The sequence below is a fragment of the Streptomyces avidinii genome (assembly GCF_045161815.1).
Lineage (GTDB): Bacteria > Actinomycetota > Actinomycetes > Streptomycetales > Streptomycetaceae > Streptomyces > Streptomyces avidinii.
Map to the genome: position 1 here is coordinate 2116841 of NZ_CP108863.1, position 21000 is coordinate 2137840.

Consider the following 21000-nt stretch of genomic DNA (forward strand, 5'->3'; position numbering starts at 1 on the left):
GGCGGCGCGCCTGTACGCCATTCGGGCGCCCGTATCCGCATCCGCGGCCACGGCCGCGCCCCGGCGGTGTCACATCCGGCGCATGCGCAGGTAGCGCCGGAGGTCGGGGAGCATCTGCATCAGTACGGCGGCGAGGGCGGCGGCCGCGGCCCCGCCGATAATGGCCTTCTTCATGGGGTTCTCCTCAGTTCGCGGCGAGGCCGGTCGGTTTCGTCGTGGTCCCGGCCGTGGATCAGGTCCAGGGCCATGCGTACGGCCTCCGGTACGGCGGCGGCCACCGGTGCGCTCAGTCCGATGCCCTCCTCGACCCCGGCCGGTTCGCAGCCGAGGACGAGGGTGCGCCGCGGCGGGGTGGCTCCGGTGCCGGCGCACAGGGTGTCCAGCAGGGCGAGGACGGCGTCGGGGGACATGTGGTGGCCGTCGAGGACGGGCGGCGGCGGTGCCCCGGCGCCGGCCGTCTCCGGGCCCGTGCTCCCGTCGGCCTCGATCAGGTACAGCGTGCCCGGCTCGCCGCCGCGTGCGGTGGCGTCGAGCAGCAGCAGCGTGTCGTAGCCGTCGAGGAGCTGGTAGGCGAGGTGGACACCGCGGACGCCGAAGTCCACCGCCTCGACGCCTTCGGGCAGCGGGTGCTCGGCCAGCGCCCGTACGGTCTCGACGCCGAAGCCGTCGTCGCCGAGGAAGACGTTGCCGATGCCGGCGACCAGGACCCGGGCGTTCACGCGTCCTCCAGCGGGGTGACCTCGTCGGGCTGGAAGTAGAGGAACCTGCCCTGCTCGCGGCGGATGTCCGCGCCCGGGTCGTCCTCCACGGTGACGGCGAGGTGCACTCCCCCGTCCACGTCGTGCAGGACGGCCTCGACCAGCGCGGTACGGCCCTGGAGGAAGAGGTCCTGCGCGTCGGTGCGCCGCAGTCCCGGGCGGAGCAGGACGCGGCTGCCGGGGCCCACCGAGGCGCCGTCGATCGTGATCCGGTCGCGGGCCGGGTCCGCGGTGTCCGCCCGGGCCGGGTCCCACCAGGGGGTGTCGGGCCTGAACACCACGTCGTCGGAGGGGAGTTCCGCGATGAGCGGGGGCTGCTCCGGGCCGGTGACCTCCCGCAGGGCCCGCACGGCGCCGTGCAGCCGCTCCAGCACCTCGGGGGGCATGGAGTCGGCGAGGTCGATCACGGCGGCCGCCCGGGCGTCGGTGCCGCGGGCCTCGCGCTTCTCCTGCTCGGTCAGGGCGGCCGTGCGCAGGGCGAGGATCTCGTCGATCTCGGTGGCGTCGTACATGGCGCCCACGCTCTCGGGGGCGATGGCCGGGTGGTCCTCCAGGATGATCGGGGACGACAGGACCACGTCGGCGCGGCCCGGTTCGCCCGCGAGCACCGGCCAGGTGTGGCGGTTCTCGCAGGCGGCCACCGCCTGCCGGGCCCATTCGGGCGGGTCGGTCATGGACAGGAAGGATCCGGAGTCCAGGCCGAGCAGGAGGTGGGCGGCGACCAGCGAATGCGGGAGCGCAGCCTCCCGGTCGACGGGCCCGGCTCCGGCGGGCGGGGTCCACGGGCTGGTGTTCTCCACCACGGCCCGGAGCCGGAACACCCGGTAGGCGCCGGGGAGTTCGACAGCGCGCAGGCGCAGTCGGCCCTCGATCTCCTCGGTGCGCCGCACGAGGCGGCCCACCGTGCGCCCGTCGGCATCGAGAACGGGCTCGGTGTCGACGCGGGCCGGGCGGCGGAACGGGAAGGTGACGCCGTCGTCCCCGAGCAGCTCGGCGACGGGCACGCTCACCTCGACCCGCTCCTCGGTGCCCTCGTCCCAGGGCACGAGGACCCGGTCGGCCAGGTGCAGCTCGGGGACGTCCGTGAAGTCCCCTCCGTCCCGGGCCTGTTGGACGGTACGCCGCTGCGCGTGCAGGAAGCGCAGTTCCAGGGCGAGGGTCGCCTCGCCCCGGGGCTCCATCAGGATCTCGGTCTGCTGGAGGACGTGCTCCTCGTGGGCGCGGCCCCACGCCGGGGGTACGAGGACGCCGAACTGCCAGCGCAGCCGGTTCTTGGCGGCCGAGGCCCGGTAGGGGTAGAGCACGTACCCCTCGAGGAGGACCGCGTCGGCCACCTGCCGGGCGACGGCGAAGCGGGAGCCCGGGGTGGTCGTCGTGGTCACGGCGCCGTCCTCTCGGTGAGGCGCGGCAGGATCGCGCCGAGCCGGACGGGACCCGGCGGGGCCGCTGGCTCCGCCGGGGCGGCCGCGTCCAGCAGGGCCCGTACGGTCGCCTCCCACGAGGCGAGCGCGTGGCGGGAGCGGAAGGCCAGCAGCTCGTCCATGGTGTCGCGGGGCAGCCGGAGCCAGCCGCAGCCGGGGAAGTGCTGTTCGACCATCTCGCGCCACACGGCCACGGGCATCCGGTACGAGGCTTCGCGGTCCCAGGGCACCGGCTCGACGTGGAACCCGGCGTCCCCGGTGAAGGCGGTGCCGGAGAACAGCATCAGCAGCGGCACCTCGCCCTCCGCCAGGGCCTGGAAGTACCGGGTCGCGGCGATGTCCATGTCGTAGGTGCAGGGCACGACGAGGTCGGTCTCGGTCTCGCCGGTGAAGCTCGGGACCATGACGGAGACCTGGGCGAACTGCACGGGCTGCAGGGTGTTGCCCCACCGGGAGCGCTCGCCGAACAGGTCCGCGAGGCCTTCCGCCTCGGCGGGTCCGTAGCCGCGCCGGGCCGGTTCGATGCGGATCTGGCAGCGCAGGGCGATGGCGTGCACCCGGGCGCTCCCGGCGGCGGTGATCCGCAGCCGGAAGACGAGGGTGGGGCCGGCGGCGTAGGCGTCGGCGCGCACCCCGGTGCAGGTGAAGGCGAATTCCGTCATCGGACCCCGTCCTCCACCGTCTCTGCCGGCGCTGGTGTCTCCGCCGTCGCCGGTGTCTCGGCCAGCGCCCTGGACCGCCGTTCCACCTGGTCGAAGAAGGTGTCCAGGGCGGCCCGGGCCTCCGCCCCGCCGTCGAAGCCCTGCCACAGCAGCCTCATCCGCCCCACCAGCTCGTAGCAGATGTCGATCGGCACCAGGTAGCACGCGGTACGGCCCTCCGAGCGGCGCAGCAGCAGCGCCTCGACGTCGGGTTCGAGCAGCGCGGACAGCCGGCCGGTGCCCAGTACGGTCTGCCAGGTCTCGGGGTCGAGTTCGCTCTCGGTGGCTCCGGCCGGGCTCGGGTAGAGGGCGACCAGCCGGTCGAGGGCGGCGTTGCGGAAGAAGAACGCGACGCCGACCGGGATCTGGAGGAGTTCCCACGCGCCGTCGTCGAGCCGGTGCCCGGGGTCGGTGAGGTAGCGGTCCGGTACGGTCCGCAGGCGTCCGGTGACCGCGCCCGGCCGGTCGAAGAGCAGGGCGCAGGCGGTGCAGGCGCAGACCAGCGCGCGCTGCTCGGTCTGCACCAGGTGGCGGTGGCCGTCGGGGGCCACGACGACCCCGCACAGTTCACAGGTCTCGGGCCGGGGCGGGCGCGGGCCCGCGAACCGGCGCAGCCCGCGCGGGGCGCGCGGGCCGTCGTGACGCAGACCGGGCCCGCTCACGGCACCCGTGCCGGGCTCGTGGGCCGGGTGCCGATCTGCAGCAGGGCGGGGGCCGGGGCCGGGGCGGGCTCCCGCTCCACGCCGGTCACCTCGGGGGCGAAGCAGGCGAGGCTGTCCTCCAGGGTGCGGCCGGCGCCGTCCTGGCCGCCAGATCCGCAGCCGCAGCCGGTGGGGGCGGCGGCGGGACGCAGCCGCAGGACGCCGGTGTGCTCGTCGAAGCCGAGCAGTTCCAGGGATTCGCCGTGGGCGGCCAGGGCGCGACCGATGCGGGTGTGCACGTCCTCGGGGTGCAGGCCGTGCAGGGAGAGCAGGCTCGCGACGAGTTCGTCGTCGTAAACCGCCTTGAGGGGGCCCTCCCCGACCTTCTCGACGATCCGGGCGAGCCCGGCGCCGTAGAAGTCCATGAGGACGCGCACCAGTTCCTCGGCCGCCTCGCACGCCGCCCGGTCGCCGGTGGCGGCGAGCCGGTCGAGGACCTCCTCGATCCTGCGTCCGGCCTGCGGGCCGTCGATCGCGGCCCTCATCCGCCCAGTCCGCTCAGGCCGGTGGGCACGTGCATCGTCTTGACCGTCTTGCCGCCGCCCACGTACATGTGGACTCCGCAGGGCAGACAGGGGTCGAAGCTGCGGACGGCGCGCATGATGTCGATGCCCTTGAAGTTCTCCGGGGTGTTCTCCTCGAAGATCGGGGTGTTCTGCACGGCGTCCTCGTACGGTCCCGGCGTGCCGAAGGTGTCGCGGGTGCTGGCGTTCCACGGGGTCGGCGGGTACGGGTGGTAGTTGGCGATCTTCCCGTCGCGGATCACCATGTGGTGCGACAGGACGCCGCGTACGGCCTCGGTGAAGCCGACACCGAGCCCCTCGTCCGGGACCTCGAACTTCTCCCAGGTCTGGGTGCGCCCGGCGCGGACCTCGGCGAGGCCCTTCTCGGCGCAGTGCAGGGCGATGGCGGCCGCGTAGGCCTGGAAGTAGGTGCGCGCGCGGTTGCGTTCGAGCGCGTTGCTCCACTTCGGGATCTTCCACTCGAAGCGGGTCTCGGGCTTGGTCATCGTGCGCGGCAGGGTGATCACGACGCTGTGACCGGTGGCCTGCACGTAGTCGGTGTGGACCAGCCCCGACAGGGCGGTGGACCACAGGCGGGCGATGGGGCCGCCGCCGGTGTCCAGGGCCAGGTGGTCCTTGCCGTCGAACCAGCGGGGCGACATGACCCAGCTGTACTTGTCGTCGAAGTTCCGCTTCTGCGGGGCCGGGATGGTGTGCTGGTTCCACGGGTGGCGCGGGTCGACCGGGTTGCCGAGCGGGTCGTGCGTGACGAACTGCTCCTGCCCCTCCCAGTCGTCGTAGTACGAGCTGCCGAGGAGGATGCGGATGCCGAGGTTGATCTCGGTGAGGTCGTTGGTGACCAGCTTGCCGTCCACCACCACGCCCGGGGTGACGAACATCTTCCGTCCCCAGTCGGTCATGTTGGCGTACGTGAAGTCGCAGTACTCGGGGTCGTTGAGGGCGCCCCAGCAGCCGAGGAGGACGCGGCGGCGGCCGACCTCCTCGTAGCCGGGCAGGGCCTCGTAGAAGAAGTCGAACAGGTCGTCGTGGAGCGGGACGACCTTCTTCATGAACTCGCAGTACCGCATGAGGCGGCTCATGTAGTCCGTGAAGAGCTGGACGGAGGCGATGGTGCCGACGCCGCCCGGGTAGAGGGTGGAGGGGTGCACGTGGCGGCCCTCCATCAGGCAGAACATCTCGCGCGTGTAGCGGGAGACCTGGAGCGCCTCGCGGTAGAACTCGCCCTCGATGGGGTTGAGGGAGCGCATGATGTCGGCGATGGTCTTGTAGCCGTGCTCCCCTGCGTGCGGGGACGGCGTGCGCTCTGCGAGCTCCAGGACACCGGGGTTGGTCTCGCGGACCATCTTCTCGCAGTAGTCGACCCCGACCAGGTTCTCCTGGAAGATGTTGTGGTCGAACATGTACTCCGCGGACTCGCCCAGGTTGATGATCCACTCGGCGAGGTGGGGCGGCTTCACCCCGTAGGCCATGTTCTGCGCGTACACCGAGCAGGTGGCGTGGTTGTCACCGCAGATGCCGCAGATGCGGCTGGTGATGAAGTGCGCGTCGCGGGGGTCCTTGCCGCGCATGAAGACGCTGTAGCCGCGGAAGACCGACGAGGTGCTGTAGCACTCCGCGACCCGCTTCTGCTTGAAGTCGATCTTCGTGTGGATGCCGAGACTGCCCACGATCCGGGTGATCGGATCCCAGGCCATCTCCACCAGGCCGCTGCCGTCTGCGGCCGCCTTCGTCTTCGGTGTCATCGTTTGTGCCGTGACCCTTCTTCGGTGCGGAGAACGGGAGTTGGGGTGTGCTGCCGGGGGGGCGTCACCAGGGCGGGCGGTAGCCCGTGGTCAGGGCCCGGCCGGTCTGCCGCCACTTCGGTTCCTCGTCGACCGTGTGGGCGGTGACGGACCTCAGCCGGCGGATCAGGGCGCCGTACGCGCCGCTCGCCTTCGTGGAGACCTTGGCGCCGGGAGGTTCGTCCATGAACGGCATGAACTTGTCGGGGAAGCCGGGCATGGTGCAGGCGATGCAGATGCCGCCGACGTTGGGGCAGCCGCCGATGCCGTTCATCCAGCCGCGCTTGGGCACGTTGCACTTGACGACGGGGCCCCAGCAGCCGAGCTTGACCAGGCACTGCGGGGAGTCGTAGGTCTCGGCGAACTGGCCCTGCTCGTAGTAGCCGGCGCGGTCGCAGCCCTCGTGGACGGTGGCCCCGAAGAGCCAGGTCGGACGCAGCTTGTCGTCGAGGGGGATCATCGGGGCGGAGCCGGCCGCCTGGTAGAGCAGGTAGGTCAGGGTCTCCGAGAAGTTGTCCGGCTGGATCGGGCAGCCCGGCACGCAGACGATCGGGATGCCGGCCTTCGAGGTCCAGTCCCAGCCCAGGTAGTCGGGCACGCCCATGGCGCCCGTGGGGTTGCCCTCCATCGCGTGGATGCCGCCGTACGTGGCGCAGGTGCCGATGGCCACGACGGCGAGGGCCTTGGGGGCCAGCCGGTCGATCCACTCGCTGGTGGTGATGGGCTGACCGGTCTCCGGGTCGTCACCGAACCCGCACCAGTAGCCCTCGGGCTTGATCTTCTCGTTGGGGATGGACCCCTCGACCACCAGGACGAACGGATCGATCTCGCCCCGCTCGCCCTTGAAGAACCACTCGATGAAGGTGTCGGCGCCGCCGACCGGGCCGCACTCGAAGTCGATCAGCGGCCAGTGCACGGCGATCTTCGGCAGACCGGGCAGTACACCGGTCACGATCTCCTCGATGCTCGGCTGCATCGCCGCCGTCAGGGACACGGAGTCGCCGTCGCAGCTCAGCCCCGCGTTGATCCAGAGGATGTGGATCACCGGATCCTCAACCTTTTCCTGCGTCGCTGTGGCCATGGGACGGCTCCTCGGGGAGGGGATCGGGAGGGGGTGGGGTGAGGCGGCCTGCCTCACCCACACCTTTCTTGCTAACAGCAGTCCGGCCCGGGTGCCGCGTCAGGTACGGCCAGTCCAGTGACACCGGGCGGACGGACGGCCGCGGTGCCGCGGGGCCTATCCCGGCCCCCGGAGGTGGGGCGGGGTGGCCGCAGGGCGTTCCTTGCGGACGAAGGCGCGGCGCACGGCGTGGTAGGGGGCGTCCGGGTCGAAGAAGGTCCGCCGCATCAGGGCCAGCTCGGCCTCGCGGTGGGCGGCGAGCGGCCGCAGGGCCTCGTCGCGCTCGCGCGCCGCCTTCTTCCCGGCGATCCGGGAGGCGGTGGCGGGCAGCCCGGCGAGGCGCACCGCGAGGCGCTCCGTCTCGGCGGCGAAGTCCCCGGGCGGGCAGGGGAGCATGCGGTCGACCAGTCCGAGCCCGTGCGCGGCGGCGGCGCTCAGCGGGAGGGCCTCGGCGGTGAGGCGTTCCGCGAGGGCGGGGCCGACGCGGCGCGGCAGGGTGTACGTCCAGTACTCGGAGCCGTGCAGCCCCATCAGGCGGTAGTGCGGGTTCAGGACGACGCCGGAGCGGCACCAGACCTCGTCGGCGGCGAGGGCGAGCATGGCCCCGCCGGCGGCGGCGTTGCCGCCCAGTGCGCTGACCACGAGCCGGTCGGTGGTGGTCAGCACCGCCTCGACCAGGTCGTTCATGGCGTTGATGTTGGCCCAGGACTCCTCGGCCGGGTCGCCCGCGGCCTCGATGACGCCGAGGTGGATGCCGTTGGAGAAGAAATCGCGGCCGCCGCCGAGGACCAGGACGTCGGTGGGGCGGGTACGGGCGGTCCGGTACGCGTCCAGCAGGCGGCGGCAGTGCGCGGTGCTCATCGCGCCGCCGGGGAAGGAGAACGAAAGGAAACCGGCCTGTCCCTCCTCGTGGTAGCCGATGTCCGACCAGGTGCGGCGGTGCGGGCCGCTGTCCGGCGGCGCGGGGACCTCGGGAAGCGGGGGCAGCCGGTCCGCGAGGGCCAGCGTCGCGGGCAGTTTGGGGGCGGCCGGGCCGCCCGGGAGGCGGCGGGCGCGCAGTTCCGGGATCCAGACGGCGCCGTCGGCCGTGGCCCGGCAGACCGCCCCGGTCCGGGTGGCCAGCAGCTCGCCGGGGCGCCCGCGCAGCCGCTCCTCGCGGTGCCCGCCGTGCAGGAACCACTCCCCGCCGAACAGCTCGTCCCGTACGCCGGGCTGCGAGTCGGCGGCGCGCAGCGCGCGCAGGACGTCCGCGGTGGAATCGCTCTCCCAGTCGATCCGCCGCTCCTCCTGGCGCAGCAGCGGCCGGGCCCGGCCGGCGGCCTGCGGCTGCGGGGTGTACGTGCCGGAGGCGAAGCGTTCCACCGCGAGCAGGACGGCCTCCAGGGCGGCGTCGGCGATCTCACCGCGGTAGAGGTCGCTCTTGCCGACGGGCGGTACGGGGCACTCGACGCTCGCCCAGACGTCGCCGGCGTCCATCTCCGCGTTGGCCTGGAGGACCGTCACCCCCCAACGGGGCTCGCCGTCCTGGATGGCGCGGTCGAGTGAGGAGGGGCCGCGGTCGCCGACCGGTCCGGGGTGGACGACCAGGCAGGTGCGGTCGGCCCAGATCTCCTCGGGGATGGCGGTACGGAGCATCGGGGCGATGACGAGGTCGGCGCGGTGAGCGCGTACGGCGTCGGCCAGGGGGGCGCCGGGAAGGGCGAGTTCGACCGCGACGCGGTGGCCGTGGTCGCGCAGCTCGGCGTGGACTCGCTGCGTGAGGCTGTTGAACGCGCTCGCCACGAGCAGGACGTACAAGTGATCTCCCAGCGGCGCGGCCCGGAGCCGCGTGCGCGCGGTGCCCGGCCTGGTCGGCGGCCCGTGGCCGGAACATGACCGGCCGCCTGAGATGGTCGGGGAGTTCGGGCCGCCCGTGGCCGAGGCCCGCGCGGCGGGTCACTCGAAAGCGCCCGTTCCGGGGTCCGCTCGGCCCAAGGCGGCAGGGCACCCCCGGGGCGACCGCGCTACTCGCCGTCCTCGATCCCGATGGCCTTGGCCAGCTCCTTGTGGGCGCGGCCCGGCTCGCCCTCGAACTGCTCCAGGAGGGCGGCGGCGATCGCGTCGAGCTTGCGCTGGATCGCGTGTTCGGCCCTGCGTTCGGAGTTCTTCAGCAGGGCCAGGAGCAGCAGGGCGACCGCGCCCATCGCGTCGCCCATCAGGTGCTGCCAGCTCGTGTCCAGGTGGAGCACGTGGACCACGACGAAGCCGGCCACCAGCAGGACGCAGAACACGGAGAAGGCAGGGGAGCCGGTGAGGTTCGAGGCCAGCTCCGCCAGCTTCGCGAATCGGCCGAGCTTCCCCTCGCCGCCCTTCCGCGCGGGATGTTCGAAGGCCATGGACAGCAGGTGCCCGATCTCGCCGCACCCAATCACCCGGGGCCGGTCAAGCACCCGACCGGCCCAGAACGGGACGGGGCGCCCGGGGCCGCTACCGGCCCCGGGCGGTCACCTCGCCCGTACGGACGCCCACAGGCTGACGCTCCACACGTCCCCGTGCCCCGCGTGGCAGCCCCGCTCCTCCTCCTCGTCGTCCACGACGAGGACCGAGACGCCGGACGCCGAAGCCCGGTACTCGAGGAAACCGCCCTGGTCACCGACCGTGAGCTCCGGGGCTCCGGGGATGCGCGCGAGTTCGTCGCGCAGGTCCTGCCAGGCGACGTGGCGGGGGAACGCGATCTCCATGGTCCGGGCCCATTCCTTCGCCCTGTACCGGCCGGACGCGAGCCGGTGCAGTTCGATGGAGCCGCCGGACATCACCCACTCGTTCCCGGCGTTGAAGTAGAACTCGACGAATCCGTAGTCGCGGCGCAGCGACCGGCCGTCCTCGTCGACCACGTCGACGAAGCGGTGGCGGACGGCCCGGTCCACCTCGCCGAGGGTGGAGCCGATGCCGATCCCGTGCAGTCGTCCGGTCCTGAGGAACGAGGCGAGGAACTCGATACCGGTCACGGCCGGTTCTCCCATCTTCGTCGGGGGCGCTCCCGGGCTTCTCGGGAGCGAGCGAATGGCTTGCCCGAATGGCGGGATACCCGCCAGGGAAACGATCAGTTTCGCTCAGCAAGCATCAACTACGGTCACCGGGGCCCCCTTGTCGTCCGCCCCGCTCGGAGCCGCGGCACCCCCTCCCGAGCGCCGTCCGCACCGGCCGGAGGTTGGCCGAAAATCCCCTCGCCCTCTGGCATTCGAAGTCAACTTCCGGCCATTAAACGCGAGTTGACCGAATCCAGGGGCCCGACCTAAGGTTTGGACCAGTACTGCCCAGAACCCCTCTTCCAGCCTTTGGCTGTTTCCGTCTGTACCTCCGCCAAGCCCACCAAGTTGCAGGCGCTATCGCCCCGGCGCGATAGCCGGCGCCCCTCTTCGGGGCCGCACGAACATGGAACGCGCTCGCAGAACGACCGGACGCATGCGGAATGAATCAATCCTTCTCCGCGTCCGCGCTGTGCTGCGGATCGAAACTCACCGGAAGACAAGGTTGATGTTTGCGGATCAGGATGCGATTGACGCCGGTTGCGTGACCTCGGGTCATTCGCCCCGGAGAGCAGCGCACCACCCTGTCCGCAGATCCGCGGCTCCGTACAGACCGCTGTCGCCGTGAGCCCTGGAGCTCCGGCATCCCGTGCTCCGGTATCCCCGGGAACGGGCATCTCGCGCGGAGCGCGCTCGTGGAGCCGCGCGCCGCTTTCGCCATTTACCTGCCGGCCCGCACCCGGTGCGAGCATCCGATCGGCACTGAATGAGGCTGAGAATGCTTGACGAGTCATTCGCGCTGTCCCCCACCGCCCTGGACGAGGTCCGCTTCAAAACGGTGGTCGACGCACTGCACGCACACGCTGCGCGCATCCCGGATCACGATCTGTTCACCTTCCTGCCCGACGGCGACGAGGCCGAACCCTCACTCACCTTCTCGATGCTCGACACCCGGGCGCGGGCCGTGGCCGCAAGCCTCCGTGCGCAGGTGGAGCCCGGTTCCCGGGCCCTGCTGCTGTTCATGCCCGGCCAGGACTTCGTCGTCGCGTACTTCGGCTGCCTGTACGCCGGCGTCGTCGCGGTCCCCGCCTACCTGCCGCACCCCGCGCAGCGTGCGCGAGGACTGCTCCGACTGGCCGGCATCGCCGAGGACGCCCAGCCCGCGGCCATTTTGACCACCTCCGGGATACAGGCGGCCATCGAGACCACGGCGCGCTCGATTCCGGAACTCCAGGAAACCGTCTGGCTGGCGGTCGACGCGATTCCGGACGCGAGCGGAGCGGGCTGGTCCGCCCCGGCCCCCGATCCGGATTCCATCGCGTTCCTCCAGTACACCTCCGGCTCGACCGGTCAGCCGAAGGGCGTGATGGTCACCCACCGGAACCTCGCCCACAACACCGATCTCATCCGCACATCGCTCGGCCTCGACGGATCGACCGTCGTCGTGGGGTGGCTGCCGCCCTATCACGACATGGGACTCATCTCGATGATCGTCGCGCCGGCGATGCTGGGGATCCATTCCGTTTCGATGCCCACCGTGGCATTCCTGCAGAACCCGGTACGGTGGCTGCGCGCGATCTCGAAGTACCGCGGCACCCTGTCGGCCGCACCCAACTTCGCGTTCGATCTGTGCACCCGAAAAGTGACCGAAGAGGACCGCGCAACGCTGGATCTTTCGTCCTGGGCCGTCGCCACCAATGGCGCCGAACCCGTTCGCGCGGAATCGATGAAGCGCTTCTCCGCGGCCTTCGCCTCCTGCGGATTCCGTCCGGAAACCATCATTCCGGTCTATGGGCTCGCCGAGAGCACGCTCCTGGTGAGCGGGGCGCCGATCGAACAGCCCTGGATCTTCAGGTCCTTCGACGAGAGCGAGCTCGAAGAGGGCGTCGCCCGGATCGTGCCGCAGGACAGTCCGAACGCGCGCGTCCTCGTCAGCTGCGGCATCAGCCGGACGCTGGACATCGCCATCGTCGACCCCAAGCGGCACACCCGGTGCGCCCCGGGCGAGGTCGGCGAGATCTGGGTCGCGGGCGAGAGCGTCGCAGTGGGCTACTGGCAGCGGCCCGACCTCAGCCGGGAGGCGTTCGAGGCCACGCCGAGCGACGGCGGGCAGGGCCCGTACATGCGCACGGGAGACCTCGGCTTCCGGACCGAGGACGGCCTGTTCGTCTGCGGCCGCATCAAGGACGTCATCATCGTGGGCGGACGCAACCACTACCCCCACGACATCGAGCGGACCGCCGAGAGCGCGCACCCCGCCATCCGGCCCGGCTGCGTGGCCGCCTTCGGCGTGACCACGGACGGGGAGGAGAGCGTGGTGGTCGCGGCCGAACTCCGGCCGGGGGCCGCCGCCGGCGAGGACCGCGCGGAGTCGGAGGCCGTGGCGAACGCCGTACGGCACGCCGTGGCGCAGGAACACCGGCTGACCGCACGCGACGTGGTCCTCCTTCCCGCCGGAACCCTTCCCAAGACGTCGAGCGGGAAGCTGCAGCGCGGGGAGACCCGGAAGGAGTACCTGGCCGGCCGGTCTCCGTGGAACGCGCAGCGCTGACTCGAACCACAGCAGAACACAGGGGGAGCACATGTTGGACACGGAGCTGGAAACCTGGCTGCGCCGGCGCATCGCCGAGCTGGCCCGTCTCGGTTCGGGCGAGGACATCTCGGTCCACGAACCACTGGCCGCCTACGGCCTGTCCTCGATCGACGCGGTCGCGCTCGCGGGCGAGCTCGGCGCGCTCCTGGACCGGAAGGTCTCACCGACGATCGCGTACGAGTACCCGACGCTCCGGGAGATCCTGGACCACCTGAGGGACGGGCGGCCCGAGCGGAACGCGGCCGCCGCGCCGCACCGGGCGGGCACCGGACGGACCCCGGACGAACCGGTCGCGATCATCGGCATGGGGTGCAGGTTCCCCGGAGCGGACGGCCCGGAGGCCTTCTGGGAGCTGCTCGAACGGGGCGGGGACGCCATCGGACGGGTACCCGACGACCGGTTCGCCCGCTGGGGCGGCGGGAACGGCGGCACGGACCGGGCCGCCCTCGGCGGCTTTCTCACCGGGGTCGGCGGCCTGGACCTCGACTTCTTCGGCATCAATGAGCACGAGGCCGCCAAACTCGACCCGCAGCAGCGGCTCATGCTGGAGGTCGCCTGGGAGGCCGTCGAGGACGCAGGCATCGATCCGTACGGCCTGGCCGGTTCGCCCACGGGCGTCTTCATCGGCATCTCCAGCTCGGACTACCGCGACGTCCTCGCGAACTCGCCCTCGGCGGATGCCTATTCGCTGCTCGGCGGGGCCTCCGGCGTCGCCGCCAACCGGCTCTCCTACCTGCTCGACCTGCGCGGGCCGAGCCTGGCCGTCGACACGGCCTGCTCCTCGTCCCTCGTCGCCGTCCACCTCGCGTGCGACGCGATCCGGCGCGGCGAGTGCGGCATCGCCATCGTCGGCGGGGTGAACGTGATCCTGACCCCGGCGATCACCGAGGCCTTCGACAACTCCGGCGTCATGGCGCCCGACGGGCGCTGCAAGACCTTCTCGGCGCAGGCCGACGGCTACGTGCGCAGCGAGGGCGCCGGCGTGGTCGTGCTGAAGCCCCTGAGCGAGGCACTGCGCGACGGCGACCGCGTCTCCGCGGTGATCCGCGGCTCGGCGGTGACCTCCGACGGGCGGACCAACGGCCTGCTGGCGCCGAGCCGCAGGTCCCAGGAGGAGGTCGTGCGCCAGGCCCTCGGCCGGGCGGGCGTCGAGCCGTGGGAGGTCGGCTACGTCGAGGCCCACGGGACGGGCACGGCCATCGGCGACCAGATCGAGGCCGCCGCGCTGGGCGGCGTACTGAACCGGGGGCGCGCCGCCGACCGGCCGTGCGCGATCGGTTCGGTGAAGACGAACGTAGGGCACCTGGAGGCGGCGGCGGGCATCGCCGGCCTGATCAAACTCGCGCTGTGCTTCGAACACGGGGCCCTGCCGCCGTCCCTGCACTGCGACGAGCCCAACCCGGACATCGACTTCGACGGACTCGGGCTGCGCGTGCAGTCCTCGCTGCGGCGCTGGGAGTCCCCCGACGAGGTCGGCGTGGTCGGGGTGAGCTCCTTCGGCTTCGGCGGCACCAACGCCCACGCGGTGCTCGGCCCCGCGCCGGCGGCCACCGAGGCCTCCGAGGTCCGGCCCCCGCGGCGCCCCGTACAACTGCTGGCCCTGTCGGCCGCCACCGGGGCGGCCCTGCACGCGCAGGCCGCGGACCACGCGGCGTGGGCCGAGGGGCTGGACGAGGACGAGGTGGGCCGGGGCTCGGCCGCGGCGACACAGGTCCGGGGCCGGGGCGGCCCCCGCGGGCGGGAGGTCCGCGCGGCCTTCGCCTTCGCGGACCGCGGCGAGCTCCTCGCCCGGCTGCGCGAGCCGTTCACCGCTGCGCAGCACGTGCCCGACGAGGCGGGCGTCGTCTTCGTGTTCCCCGGGCAGGGTGCCCAGTGGCTCGGAATGGGGCGGGCCCTGATCGAGTCGGAGCCCGCCTTCGACCTCGCCGTCTCCCGCTGCGAGCAGGCCTTCGCCCCGCATGTCGACTGGTCCCTGCGCGAGGTGCTGACCTCGCAGGACGCCGCTCCCCTGCTGGAGCGCATCGATGTCGTCCAGCCCGCCGTGTTCGCGATGCAGGTGGGGCTGGCGGCGCTCTTCCGGTCCTGGGGCGTCCGGCCCGCCGGGGTCATCGGGCACAGCATGGGGGAGGTCGCGGCCGCCCATGTCTCGGGCGCGCTGCGGCTGGAGGACGCGGCGCGGATCATCTGCCGCCGCAGCGCCCTGATGATGCGGCACCGGGGGCAGGGCGCCATGGCGCTGGTCTCCCTGCCGGTGTCGGACGTGCGCAAGGCGCTGGAGCCCTACGGGGAGCGCCTGTCGCTCGCGGCGCACAACGGCCCGAGCACGACCATCGTGTCCGGGGAGACCGCGGCCGTCGACGAGTTCGTCGCCGCCATGGACGCCGAGGGCGTCTTCGGCCGGCGCGTCAAGGTGGACGTGGCCTCGCACTGCGCGCTGCTGGAGGACCTCCGGGAGGACCTGGTCGCGGAACTCGCCGGGCTGTCGCCCCGCCCCGCGACGGTCGCCTTCCACTCCTCCCTCACCGGGGAGCGTTTCGACACCACCGGGCTGGACGCCGCGTACTGGTGGCGCAACCTGCGCGAGCCGGTGCTGTTCGCCGACGCGGTCCGCGGGGCCGGGGCGGCCGGTCACCGCGTGTTCCTGGAGATGAGCCCGCACCCCCTGCTGTCGGTGTCGGTGACCGAGTGCCTGGAGGACGAGGACCGGGACGTCGCCGCCGTACCGGCGATGCGCCGCACGGACGACCGGGCCCCGTACGAGTCGGTCGCCGCGCTCTTCGAGGCCGGCTGCGAGATCGACTGGGCCGCCTTCCACGGCGGCCGGCCGCGCGCCGGCACGCGGCTGCCCTCGTACCCCTGGCAGCGCCAGGAGCACTGGGTCGAGCCCGCCGGCCCGCGCGCCGAGGGGGTCCTGGTCACCGGCTCGCTGCCGGTCATCCGCGACCACCGGGTGCAGGAGCGTGCGATCGCGCCCGCCGCCTGGATGCTCGACGCGGCGCTGCGGGAACTCAACCCCGAGCAGGTGGGCGGGTACGGGCTCAGCGACGTCCTGGTGACGAACTCCCTGGCGGTCGCCGGGGAGGAGTCCCGGCAGGTACGGGTCTCGCGGCGGCTGCGCGCGGGCGACGAGCCGTTCCTGTCCGTCGAGAGCCGGGCGGCGCACGAGCAGGGCGCCGCGTGGGAGGAGCATGTCTCGGCCGGCTGGTCGGCCACCGGGCCGGCCCCGGCGCCGGCCGATCCGGCCGCGATCCTCCTGCGGTGCCCGCGGCGCGTCGAGACCGACGCCCTGTACGAACACCTGGCGGCGTCCGGGCTCTCGTACGGGGACACCATGCGGATGGTGACCGAGATGTGGCTGGGCGACAAGGAGCTGCTCACCCGGCTCGCCCCGCCGTCCCCGCGGACGCTCGGCCGCCCGCTGCCCGCGGACGTCGCGGACGGGGCGATGCAGTCCATCGCCGGGCTGTCGGTCGACGCGGGAGCCGGCGGCACCTTCGTGGGGTTCGGCTACCGCCGGGTCGACGTGTTCGCGCCGTGGTCCGGTCCGACCCTGGCGCATGTGCGGCTGCGGAGCGAACTCGACGCGGACGCGGACACGTTCGACTGCGACGTGACGGTCCTCGCCCCCGAGGGGCAGGTCCTCGTGGAGTTCACGGGGGTCTCCCTCAAGCGGATGGGCAGCCGGCACTCGCTGCGCTTCTTCGCGGTGGACGCCCGGCCGCAGCCCCGGCCCGCGGAGGCCGCCGGCCGCTCGGGCGAGGTCGTCCTGCTCACCGGGGACGCCGAACGCTGCGCTCCGCTGGTGGAGGAGCTGCGCAGGGGCGGGGCCACCGTCTCGGTCGCCGCCCTGCCCGGCGGCGAGGAGGACGGTCCGCGGTTCCTGGAGGACCTGCCGGCCGCCGCTCGGCTGCTCCTCGTCGAACCGGAGCGCGAGGACTTCCTCGCGCTGCTGCGGAGCGCCGCGAAGAGCACGTCGACGGCCCGCCGGGAGCTCGCGCTGGTGACCGGCGACGTGGCACTGCCCCCGCTGCTGCGGGCGCTCGAACAGGAGACCGTGAGCTGGTCGGGGCGGGCGATCCGGGTGGAGTCCGACGAGCTCGCGACGCGTGAACTCGCCCGCGACATCGCCGCGGAGCTCGCGGTACGGCCCGACGCGTTCTGTGTCCGCTACCGGCACGGCGAGCGCACGCTCCCGTCCCTGACCCCGGTGGAGGCCTCCGCGGCCCCGGCGGAGCTGAGGCCCGGTGGCGTCTACTGGATCACGGGCGGGCAGGGCGGCCTGGGATCCACGCTCGCGGTCACCCTCGCCCGCGAGGCGGGGGCACGGGTGGTGCTCACCGGCCGCCGGGCGGAGGTCGACCCGCACCTGGAGGAGGCGGTCGACGCCGCGGGCGGACGGCTGCTCTACCTTCAGGCCGATGTGACCGACGAGGCCGCCGTGCGCCGCGCCCTGGACGAGACGCTCCGGCGCTTCGGCGCCCTGCACGGCGTGATCCACACCGCGGGCGTCCTCGACGACGCGCTGATCGAGTCGACGTCGGCCGAACGCATGCACGCGATCACGGCGCCGAAGGAACGGGGCGCCCGGATCCTGATCGACGCGGTGGCCGCGGAGGACCTGGACTTCATCGTCCTGTTCTCCTCCATGGCCAGCCTGTTCGTGACGGCGGGCCAGGGTGCGTACGCGGCGGGCAACGCCACGCTCGACGCGCTCACCGGCACCGTACGCAGCCGGCGCACGCCCGTGCGTGCGATCAACTGGGGCCCCTGGGCGGAGCTGGGGATGGTCGCGGACCCCCGGTACCAGGCTCGCCTCCTGGAGTCGGGCCTGCACCCGATGTCCCCGGAGGCGGGGGCCGAGGCCTTCCTGAAGGCCCTGGCCGGCACCCACCTGCAGCTGGCGGTGCTGGACGTACGGGACGAGGTCGCCGACGGGCTCGTGGCCCGGTTCAACCGCGGGGCCGGGGCGGCCGGTGAGGCCGCCGCGGCGCGGCCGCGCGCCGCGGGCTCCGCCGCCGAGTTCGTCCGGGCGGAGCTGGCCCGTGCGCTGCGCCGCTCGCCGGCCGAGATCGACACCTCGGTGCGCTTCGACCGCCTGGGGATCGACTCGCTGCTCGCGGTCTCCCTCACCCGCCGGATCGGGGCCCACTTCGGGCTCGAACTGCCGGCGACGTTCATGTTCAACCACCGGACCGTGGACGCGGTCGGGCTCCATCTGGAGGGCCTGCTCGCGGCGGAGTCCCCCGAGCCGGACGCACGCCCCGACGCACCCTCTGCAACGGGCGCGGCGCCGGTGGAGAGCGCCGGGGAGATCACGCTGGACGAGGCGGAGCGCCACAGCACCGTGCGCGGTTACACCGTCGTGGCCGGGCCGTCCGGGCTCGACATGCGCCTGCAGGACGTACCCGTGCGAAGGCCCGCGGCGAGCGAGGTGGTCATCGACGTGCACGCCGTCGGCGTCAACTTCATCGACGTACTGGCGTCCACCGGCTTCCATCCGTTCCTGTCCACCCCGCCGTTCGTCCCCGGGCACGAGGTGGCCGGTGTGGTGCACGCGGTGGGTGACGCGGTCGAGCACGTCCGGCCCGGTGACAAGGTCATCGCGCTGACCCTGCAGGGCGGTTACGCGGCCCGCGTGACGACCGAGGCGTACACGGTGGCTCCGCTGCCCGCCGGAGTCTCGTTCACGGACTCGGTGGCCATGCTGATCAGCGGGCTCACCGCGATCGCCTGCCTGGAGCGCGAGGCGCGCGTGGACCCGGGCGACCGGGTGCTCATCCAGGCGGCGGCGGGCGCGACCGGGACGGCGTGCGTCCAGCTGGCGCTGCACCACGGCGCCACGGTGTTCGGCACGGCGAGCACGGAGGCCAAGCTGGAACACCTGCGGGCGCTGGGCGTCCAGTACCCGATCAACTACGTACAGGCCGACTTCGCCGACGCAGTAAGGGAACTGAGCCCCGACCAGGGGCTGGACCTCATCGTCGACTCGCTCTCCGGCGACGCCGTGGGCCGGGGTCTGGCGCTGCTGCGCCCGGGGGGCCGCTTCGTCGAGATCGGTGCGGCGGGGGTGCTCGACCTGGCCGTGAACGGCCGGGACCTGTTCATGAGCAGCCGGTCCTTCTGCACGGTGAACGTGGGCGCCCTGGCACGTGATCCGTCCAGGCTCCGGCCGCTGATGGACCGCCTCGTCGAACTGATCGACGCGGGCGTGTTCCGTCCCGCCGTGGGCGGGGTCTTCCCCTTCGAGGAGGCGCCGCAGGCGATCACACAGCTCCGCAACCGGGCCAACATCGGCAAGTTCGTCATCACCGTTTCTTAGGATGGTCGTGGAAGAATCGCGCAGTCGATCAGAGTGGAAGCGGACGTTCCGCACTTTTGCCGATGAGGTGATGGCGCCGCACGTCCGCCGTTACGACGAGGAGCGGACGTTCCCCGTCCCGATCCACGAACGGGCCGCGGCCGAGGGGATCCTCAACGCGGCCTTCCCCGAGGAGCTGGGCGGCGCCGGGCTCTCCTACACGGAGTTCGCCGAGGGCATCAGCGAGCTGTCGGCGGTCTGTCCGGGGATGACCTGGACGCTGGTGTTCAACCGCGGCGCGCTGCATCCCGTGGTCGCCGCCGGCACCGCGGAGCAGAAGGAGCTCTTCGTCACCCGGCTCCTGAAGAACAACGGGTACGCGGCCCTCGGGCTCACCGAGCCCGAGAACGGCTCCAACCTGCTGGCGGCCGGCACCCGCGCCGTGCGGACGGAATCCGGCTGGCTGCTCAACGGCGGCAAGTGCATGTCCGGGAACGGGACCGTCGCCGACGTGTTCATCGTTCTGGCCAACACGGTGGTGGACAACCGCAAACGCGGTCTGTCGTTCTTCGCCGTTCCGCGGGACGCTGCGGGGGTGACCGTGAGCGAGGACATCGACAAGGCGGCGTTCCGCTGCCTGCCCACGCCCTCGGTGACCTTCCGGGACGTGGCCCTGGAGCCGGTCGCTCTGATCGGGCGGGCCGGCGACGGGGAGTTCCTGCTGAACGAGCTCCTCGCGACCATCCGGATCGGCGGGGCCGCCTGCGGAACGGGGATCGTGGCCGCCATGCTCCGCGACGCGCTGACCTGGGTGGGCGAGCGCCGGGTGTACCCGGACGACCGCATGGACACCCTGAGCCACGTGCAGCTGACCCTCGGGCGGCTGTACGTGGAACTGTGCGCGGCCCGCAAGCTGCTGGAGGAGGCCACCGGTCTGGCCGACCGGGGGCTGCCCTTCGGCAGGGAGAGCTCCATGGCCAAGTACGCGGCCACCGAGCTGGCCGTGCGTGCCTCCAACGAGATCCTGCAGTTGTACGGGTGGCGGGGCATCGCCGCCGACTACGGGGTCGAGAAGCGCTGGCGGGACGCGCGCGCCCTCACGATCTTCGAGGGGTCGAGCGAGATCCAGCTGCTGAATGTGTTCCGCGAGATGCGCAGGATGGCCACGAGCGAGGGAGGCCTGTAATTCCGTCCACCGAAGTGACCACGGAGACCGTGCGCGCCGAGGACGGCGCCACGGTCCATGTCCGGCTGCACCGCAGGCCCGAGGAGCCTACGGCGCCGGTGCTGGTGTGCATGCCCGCCATGGGCACCAGGGCCGTCTCCTACACCCCCCTGGCGGAGGCCCTCGCGGCGGCCGGGTTCCAGGTGGCCCTCGGTGAGCTGCGGGGCCAGGGCACGAGCTCGGTCCGGGTACGGCGCGGGGTGCGGTACGGCTACCACGAGATGGTGACGTACGACTACCCCGCGCTGTTCCGGGCGGTGGCGGCGGCCTTCCCCGGGGCGCCGCGCCACCTGCTGGGGCACAGCCTCGGCGGGCAGCTCGGCACGCTCTACCTCAGCCGGGAGCCGCACATGGCCGCGGGCGCGATCCTGGTGGGCGCCCCGTCGTGCCACTGGCGCGGCTGGCCCTTCCCGCAGAACCTGGGGATGCTCGCCGGGTTCCAGCTCGCGGCCGCCTTCGCCTCGGTGTACGGGTACTTCCCCGGCCGGCGCATCAAGGTGCTGGGGAACGATTCGGCGCAGATCCTGCGGGACATGGCCACTCAGGTCCGGACGGGCCGCTACGACGTGCCGTCCTCACCGGTGGACTTCGAGCCCTGGCTGGCGAAGCTGGACCTGCCGGTGCTGGCGGTGACCGTCAGGGGCGACAACATGGCTCCGCCCGGCGGGGTGCGGGGGCTCGGCGACAAGCTCACGAGCGCACGGGTGACCCACTGGGAGCTCGTACTCGGCGAGGGCACGCGGGGCAGCAGGCACTACGGCTGGATCCGCGACAACGCCGGACTCGTCGAGCGGGTGCGGACCTTCGTGGACCGGGCCTGACCGAGCCTGACCCGGCCTGACCCGGCCTGACCCGGCCTGACCCGGCCTG

The 21000-nt window shown here is 72.6% G+C and carries 15 protein-coding genes; 4 read left to right on the forward strand and 11 right to left on the reverse strand.

The features are described from left to right. Positions 1-69: 69 nt before the first annotated feature. The 11 genes from OG373_RS09490 to OG373_RS09540 all read right to left on the reverse strand — a co-directional run bounded on the left by OG373_RS09490 (position 70) and on the right by OG373_RS09540 (position 9993). Positions 70-174, reverse strand: a complete 105-nt coding sequence (locus OG373_RS09490) for a DUF6893 family small protein (RefSeq protein WP_405437423.1) — start codon at positions 172-174, stop codon at positions 70-72. Then, a complete protein-coding gene (locus tag OG373_RS09495) occupies positions 171-719 on the reverse strand; it encodes a hydrogenase maturation protease (RefSeq protein ID WP_405437425.1) in 549 nt (182 codons plus the stop codon). Before OG373_RS09495 ends, OG373_RS09490 begins: the two co-directional genes overlap by 4 nt. Next, complete coding sequence (locus OG373_RS09500; protein ID WP_405437426.1) at positions 716-2140, reverse strand: hypothetical protein; 1425 nt, start codon at positions 2138-2140, stop codon at positions 716-718. The genes OG373_RS09495 and OG373_RS09500 overlap by 4 nt, the downstream gene beginning before the upstream one ends. Next, positions 2137-2841 (reverse strand): DUF6084 family protein, encoded by a 705-nt coding sequence (locus tag OG373_RS09505; RefSeq protein WP_405437428.1) that lies wholly within the window; start codon positions 2839-2841, stop codon positions 2137-2139. Before OG373_RS09505 ends, OG373_RS09500 begins: the two co-directional genes overlap by 4 nt. Further along, positions 2838-3542 carry a DUF5947 family protein gene (locus tag OG373_RS09510; protein WP_405437430.1) on the reverse strand — a complete coding sequence of 235 codons (705 nt, stop codon included), beginning with the start codon at positions 3540-3542 and terminating at the stop codon, positions 2838-2840. The genes OG373_RS09505 and OG373_RS09510 overlap by 4 nt, the downstream gene beginning before the upstream one ends. Beyond that, the gene (locus tag OG373_RS09515) at positions 3539-4066 is read right to left on the reverse strand and encodes a hypothetical protein (protein ID WP_405437432.1); all 528 of its coding nucleotides are present in this window, start codon (positions 4064-4066) and stop codon (positions 3539-3541) included. Before OG373_RS09515 ends, OG373_RS09510 begins: the two co-directional genes overlap by 4 nt. After that, entirely contained in the window at positions 4063-5847 is a 1785-nt protein-coding gene (locus OG373_RS09520) for a nickel-dependent hydrogenase large subunit (protein WP_397729774.1), read from the reverse strand. Before OG373_RS09520 ends, OG373_RS09515 begins: the two co-directional genes overlap by 4 nt. 64 nt (positions 5848-5911) lie before the next feature. Then, positions 5912-6967 carry a hydrogenase expression protein HypE gene (locus tag OG373_RS09525; protein WP_328961034.1) on the reverse strand — a complete coding sequence of 352 codons (1056 nt, stop codon included), beginning with the start codon at positions 6965-6967 and terminating at the stop codon, positions 5912-5914. Positions 6968-7123: 156 nt separating this feature from the next. Further along, positions 7124-8803 (reverse strand): enoyl-CoA hydratase-related protein, encoded by a 1680-nt coding sequence (locus OG373_RS09530; RefSeq protein WP_405437434.1) that lies wholly within the window; start codon positions 8801-8803, stop codon positions 7124-7126. Between the two features lie 206 nt (positions 8804-9009). Continuing rightward, positions 9010-9381: a low affinity iron permease family protein gene (locus OG373_RS09535; protein WP_405437436.1), complete on the reverse strand. Its 372-nt coding sequence runs from the start codon at positions 9379-9381 to the stop codon at positions 9010-9012. Positions 9382-9489: 108 nt separating this feature from the next. Then, positions 9490-9993: a hypothetical protein gene (locus tag OG373_RS09540; protein WP_405437437.1), complete on the reverse strand. Its 504-nt coding sequence runs from the start codon at positions 9991-9993 to the stop codon at positions 9490-9492. A 799-nt stretch (positions 9994-10792) separates the two neighbouring features. Here OG373_RS09540 and OG373_RS09545 point away from each other — a divergent pair. From OG373_RS09545 to OG373_RS09560, 4 genes are read left to right on the forward strand one after another with little or no spacing between them, the layout of a single operon-like run. Beyond that, positions 10793-12565, forward strand: a complete 1773-nt coding sequence (locus OG373_RS09545; RefSeq protein WP_405437439.1) for a fatty acyl-AMP ligase — start codon at positions 10793-10795, stop codon at positions 12563-12565. A 31-nt stretch (positions 12566-12596) separates the two neighbouring features. Further along, positions 12597-18926 (forward strand): SDR family NAD(P)-dependent oxidoreductase, encoded by a 6330-nt coding sequence (locus OG373_RS09550; RefSeq protein WP_405437442.1) that lies wholly within the window; start codon positions 12597-12599, stop codon positions 18924-18926. A gap of 1 nt (position 18927) precedes the next feature. Beyond that, complete coding sequence (locus OG373_RS09555) at positions 18928-20091, forward strand: acyl-CoA dehydrogenase family protein (protein ID WP_405437444.1); 1164 nt, start codon at positions 18928-18930, stop codon at positions 20089-20091. Positions 20092-20105: 14 nt separating this feature from the next. Beyond that, positions 20106-20951: an alpha/beta fold hydrolase gene (locus tag OG373_RS09560; RefSeq protein WP_397729783.1), complete on the forward strand. Its 846-nt coding sequence runs from the start codon at positions 20106-20108 to the stop codon at positions 20949-20951. Positions 20952-21000 lie beyond the last annotated feature (49 nt).

What these genes read in the sequence shown, in the direction of transcription:
- OG373_RS09545 (WP_405437439.1), top strand. Translation starts at nt 10,793, where the DNA reads ATGCTTGACGAGTCATTCGCGCTGTCCCCCACCGCCCTGGACGAGGTC.
- OG373_RS09490 (WP_405437423.1), bottom strand. Translation starts at nt 174, where the DNA reads ATGAAGAAGGCCATTATCGGCGGGGCCGCGGCCGCCGCCCTCGCCGCC.
- OG373_RS09555 (WP_405437444.1), top strand. Translation starts at nt 18,928, where the DNA reads ATGGTCGTGGAAGAATCGCGCAGTCGATCAGAGTGGAAGCGGACGTTC.
- OG373_RS09520 (WP_397729774.1), bottom strand. Translation starts at nt 5,847, where the DNA reads ATGACACCGAAGACGAAGGCGGCCGCAGACGGCAGCGGCCTGGTGGAG.
- OG373_RS09515 (WP_405437432.1), bottom strand. Translation starts at nt 4,066, where the DNA reads ATGAGGGCCGCGATCGACGGCCCGCAGGCCGGACGCAGGATCGAGGAG.
- OG373_RS09550 (WP_405437442.1), top strand. Translation starts at nt 12,597, where the DNA reads ATGTTGGACACGGAGCTGGAAACCTGGCTGCGCCGGCGCATCGCCGAG.
- OG373_RS09505 (WP_405437428.1), bottom strand. Translation starts at nt 2,841, where the DNA reads ATGACGGAATTCGCCTTCACCTGCACCGGGGTGCGCGCCGACGCCTAC.
- OG373_RS09525 (WP_328961034.1), bottom strand. Translation starts at nt 6,967, where the DNA reads ATGGCCACAGCGACGCAGGAAAAGGTTGAGGATCCGGTGATCCACATC.
- OG373_RS09535 (WP_405437436.1), bottom strand. Translation starts at nt 9,381, where the DNA reads ATGGCCTTCGAACATCCCGCGCGGAAGGGCGGCGAGGGGAAGCTCGGC.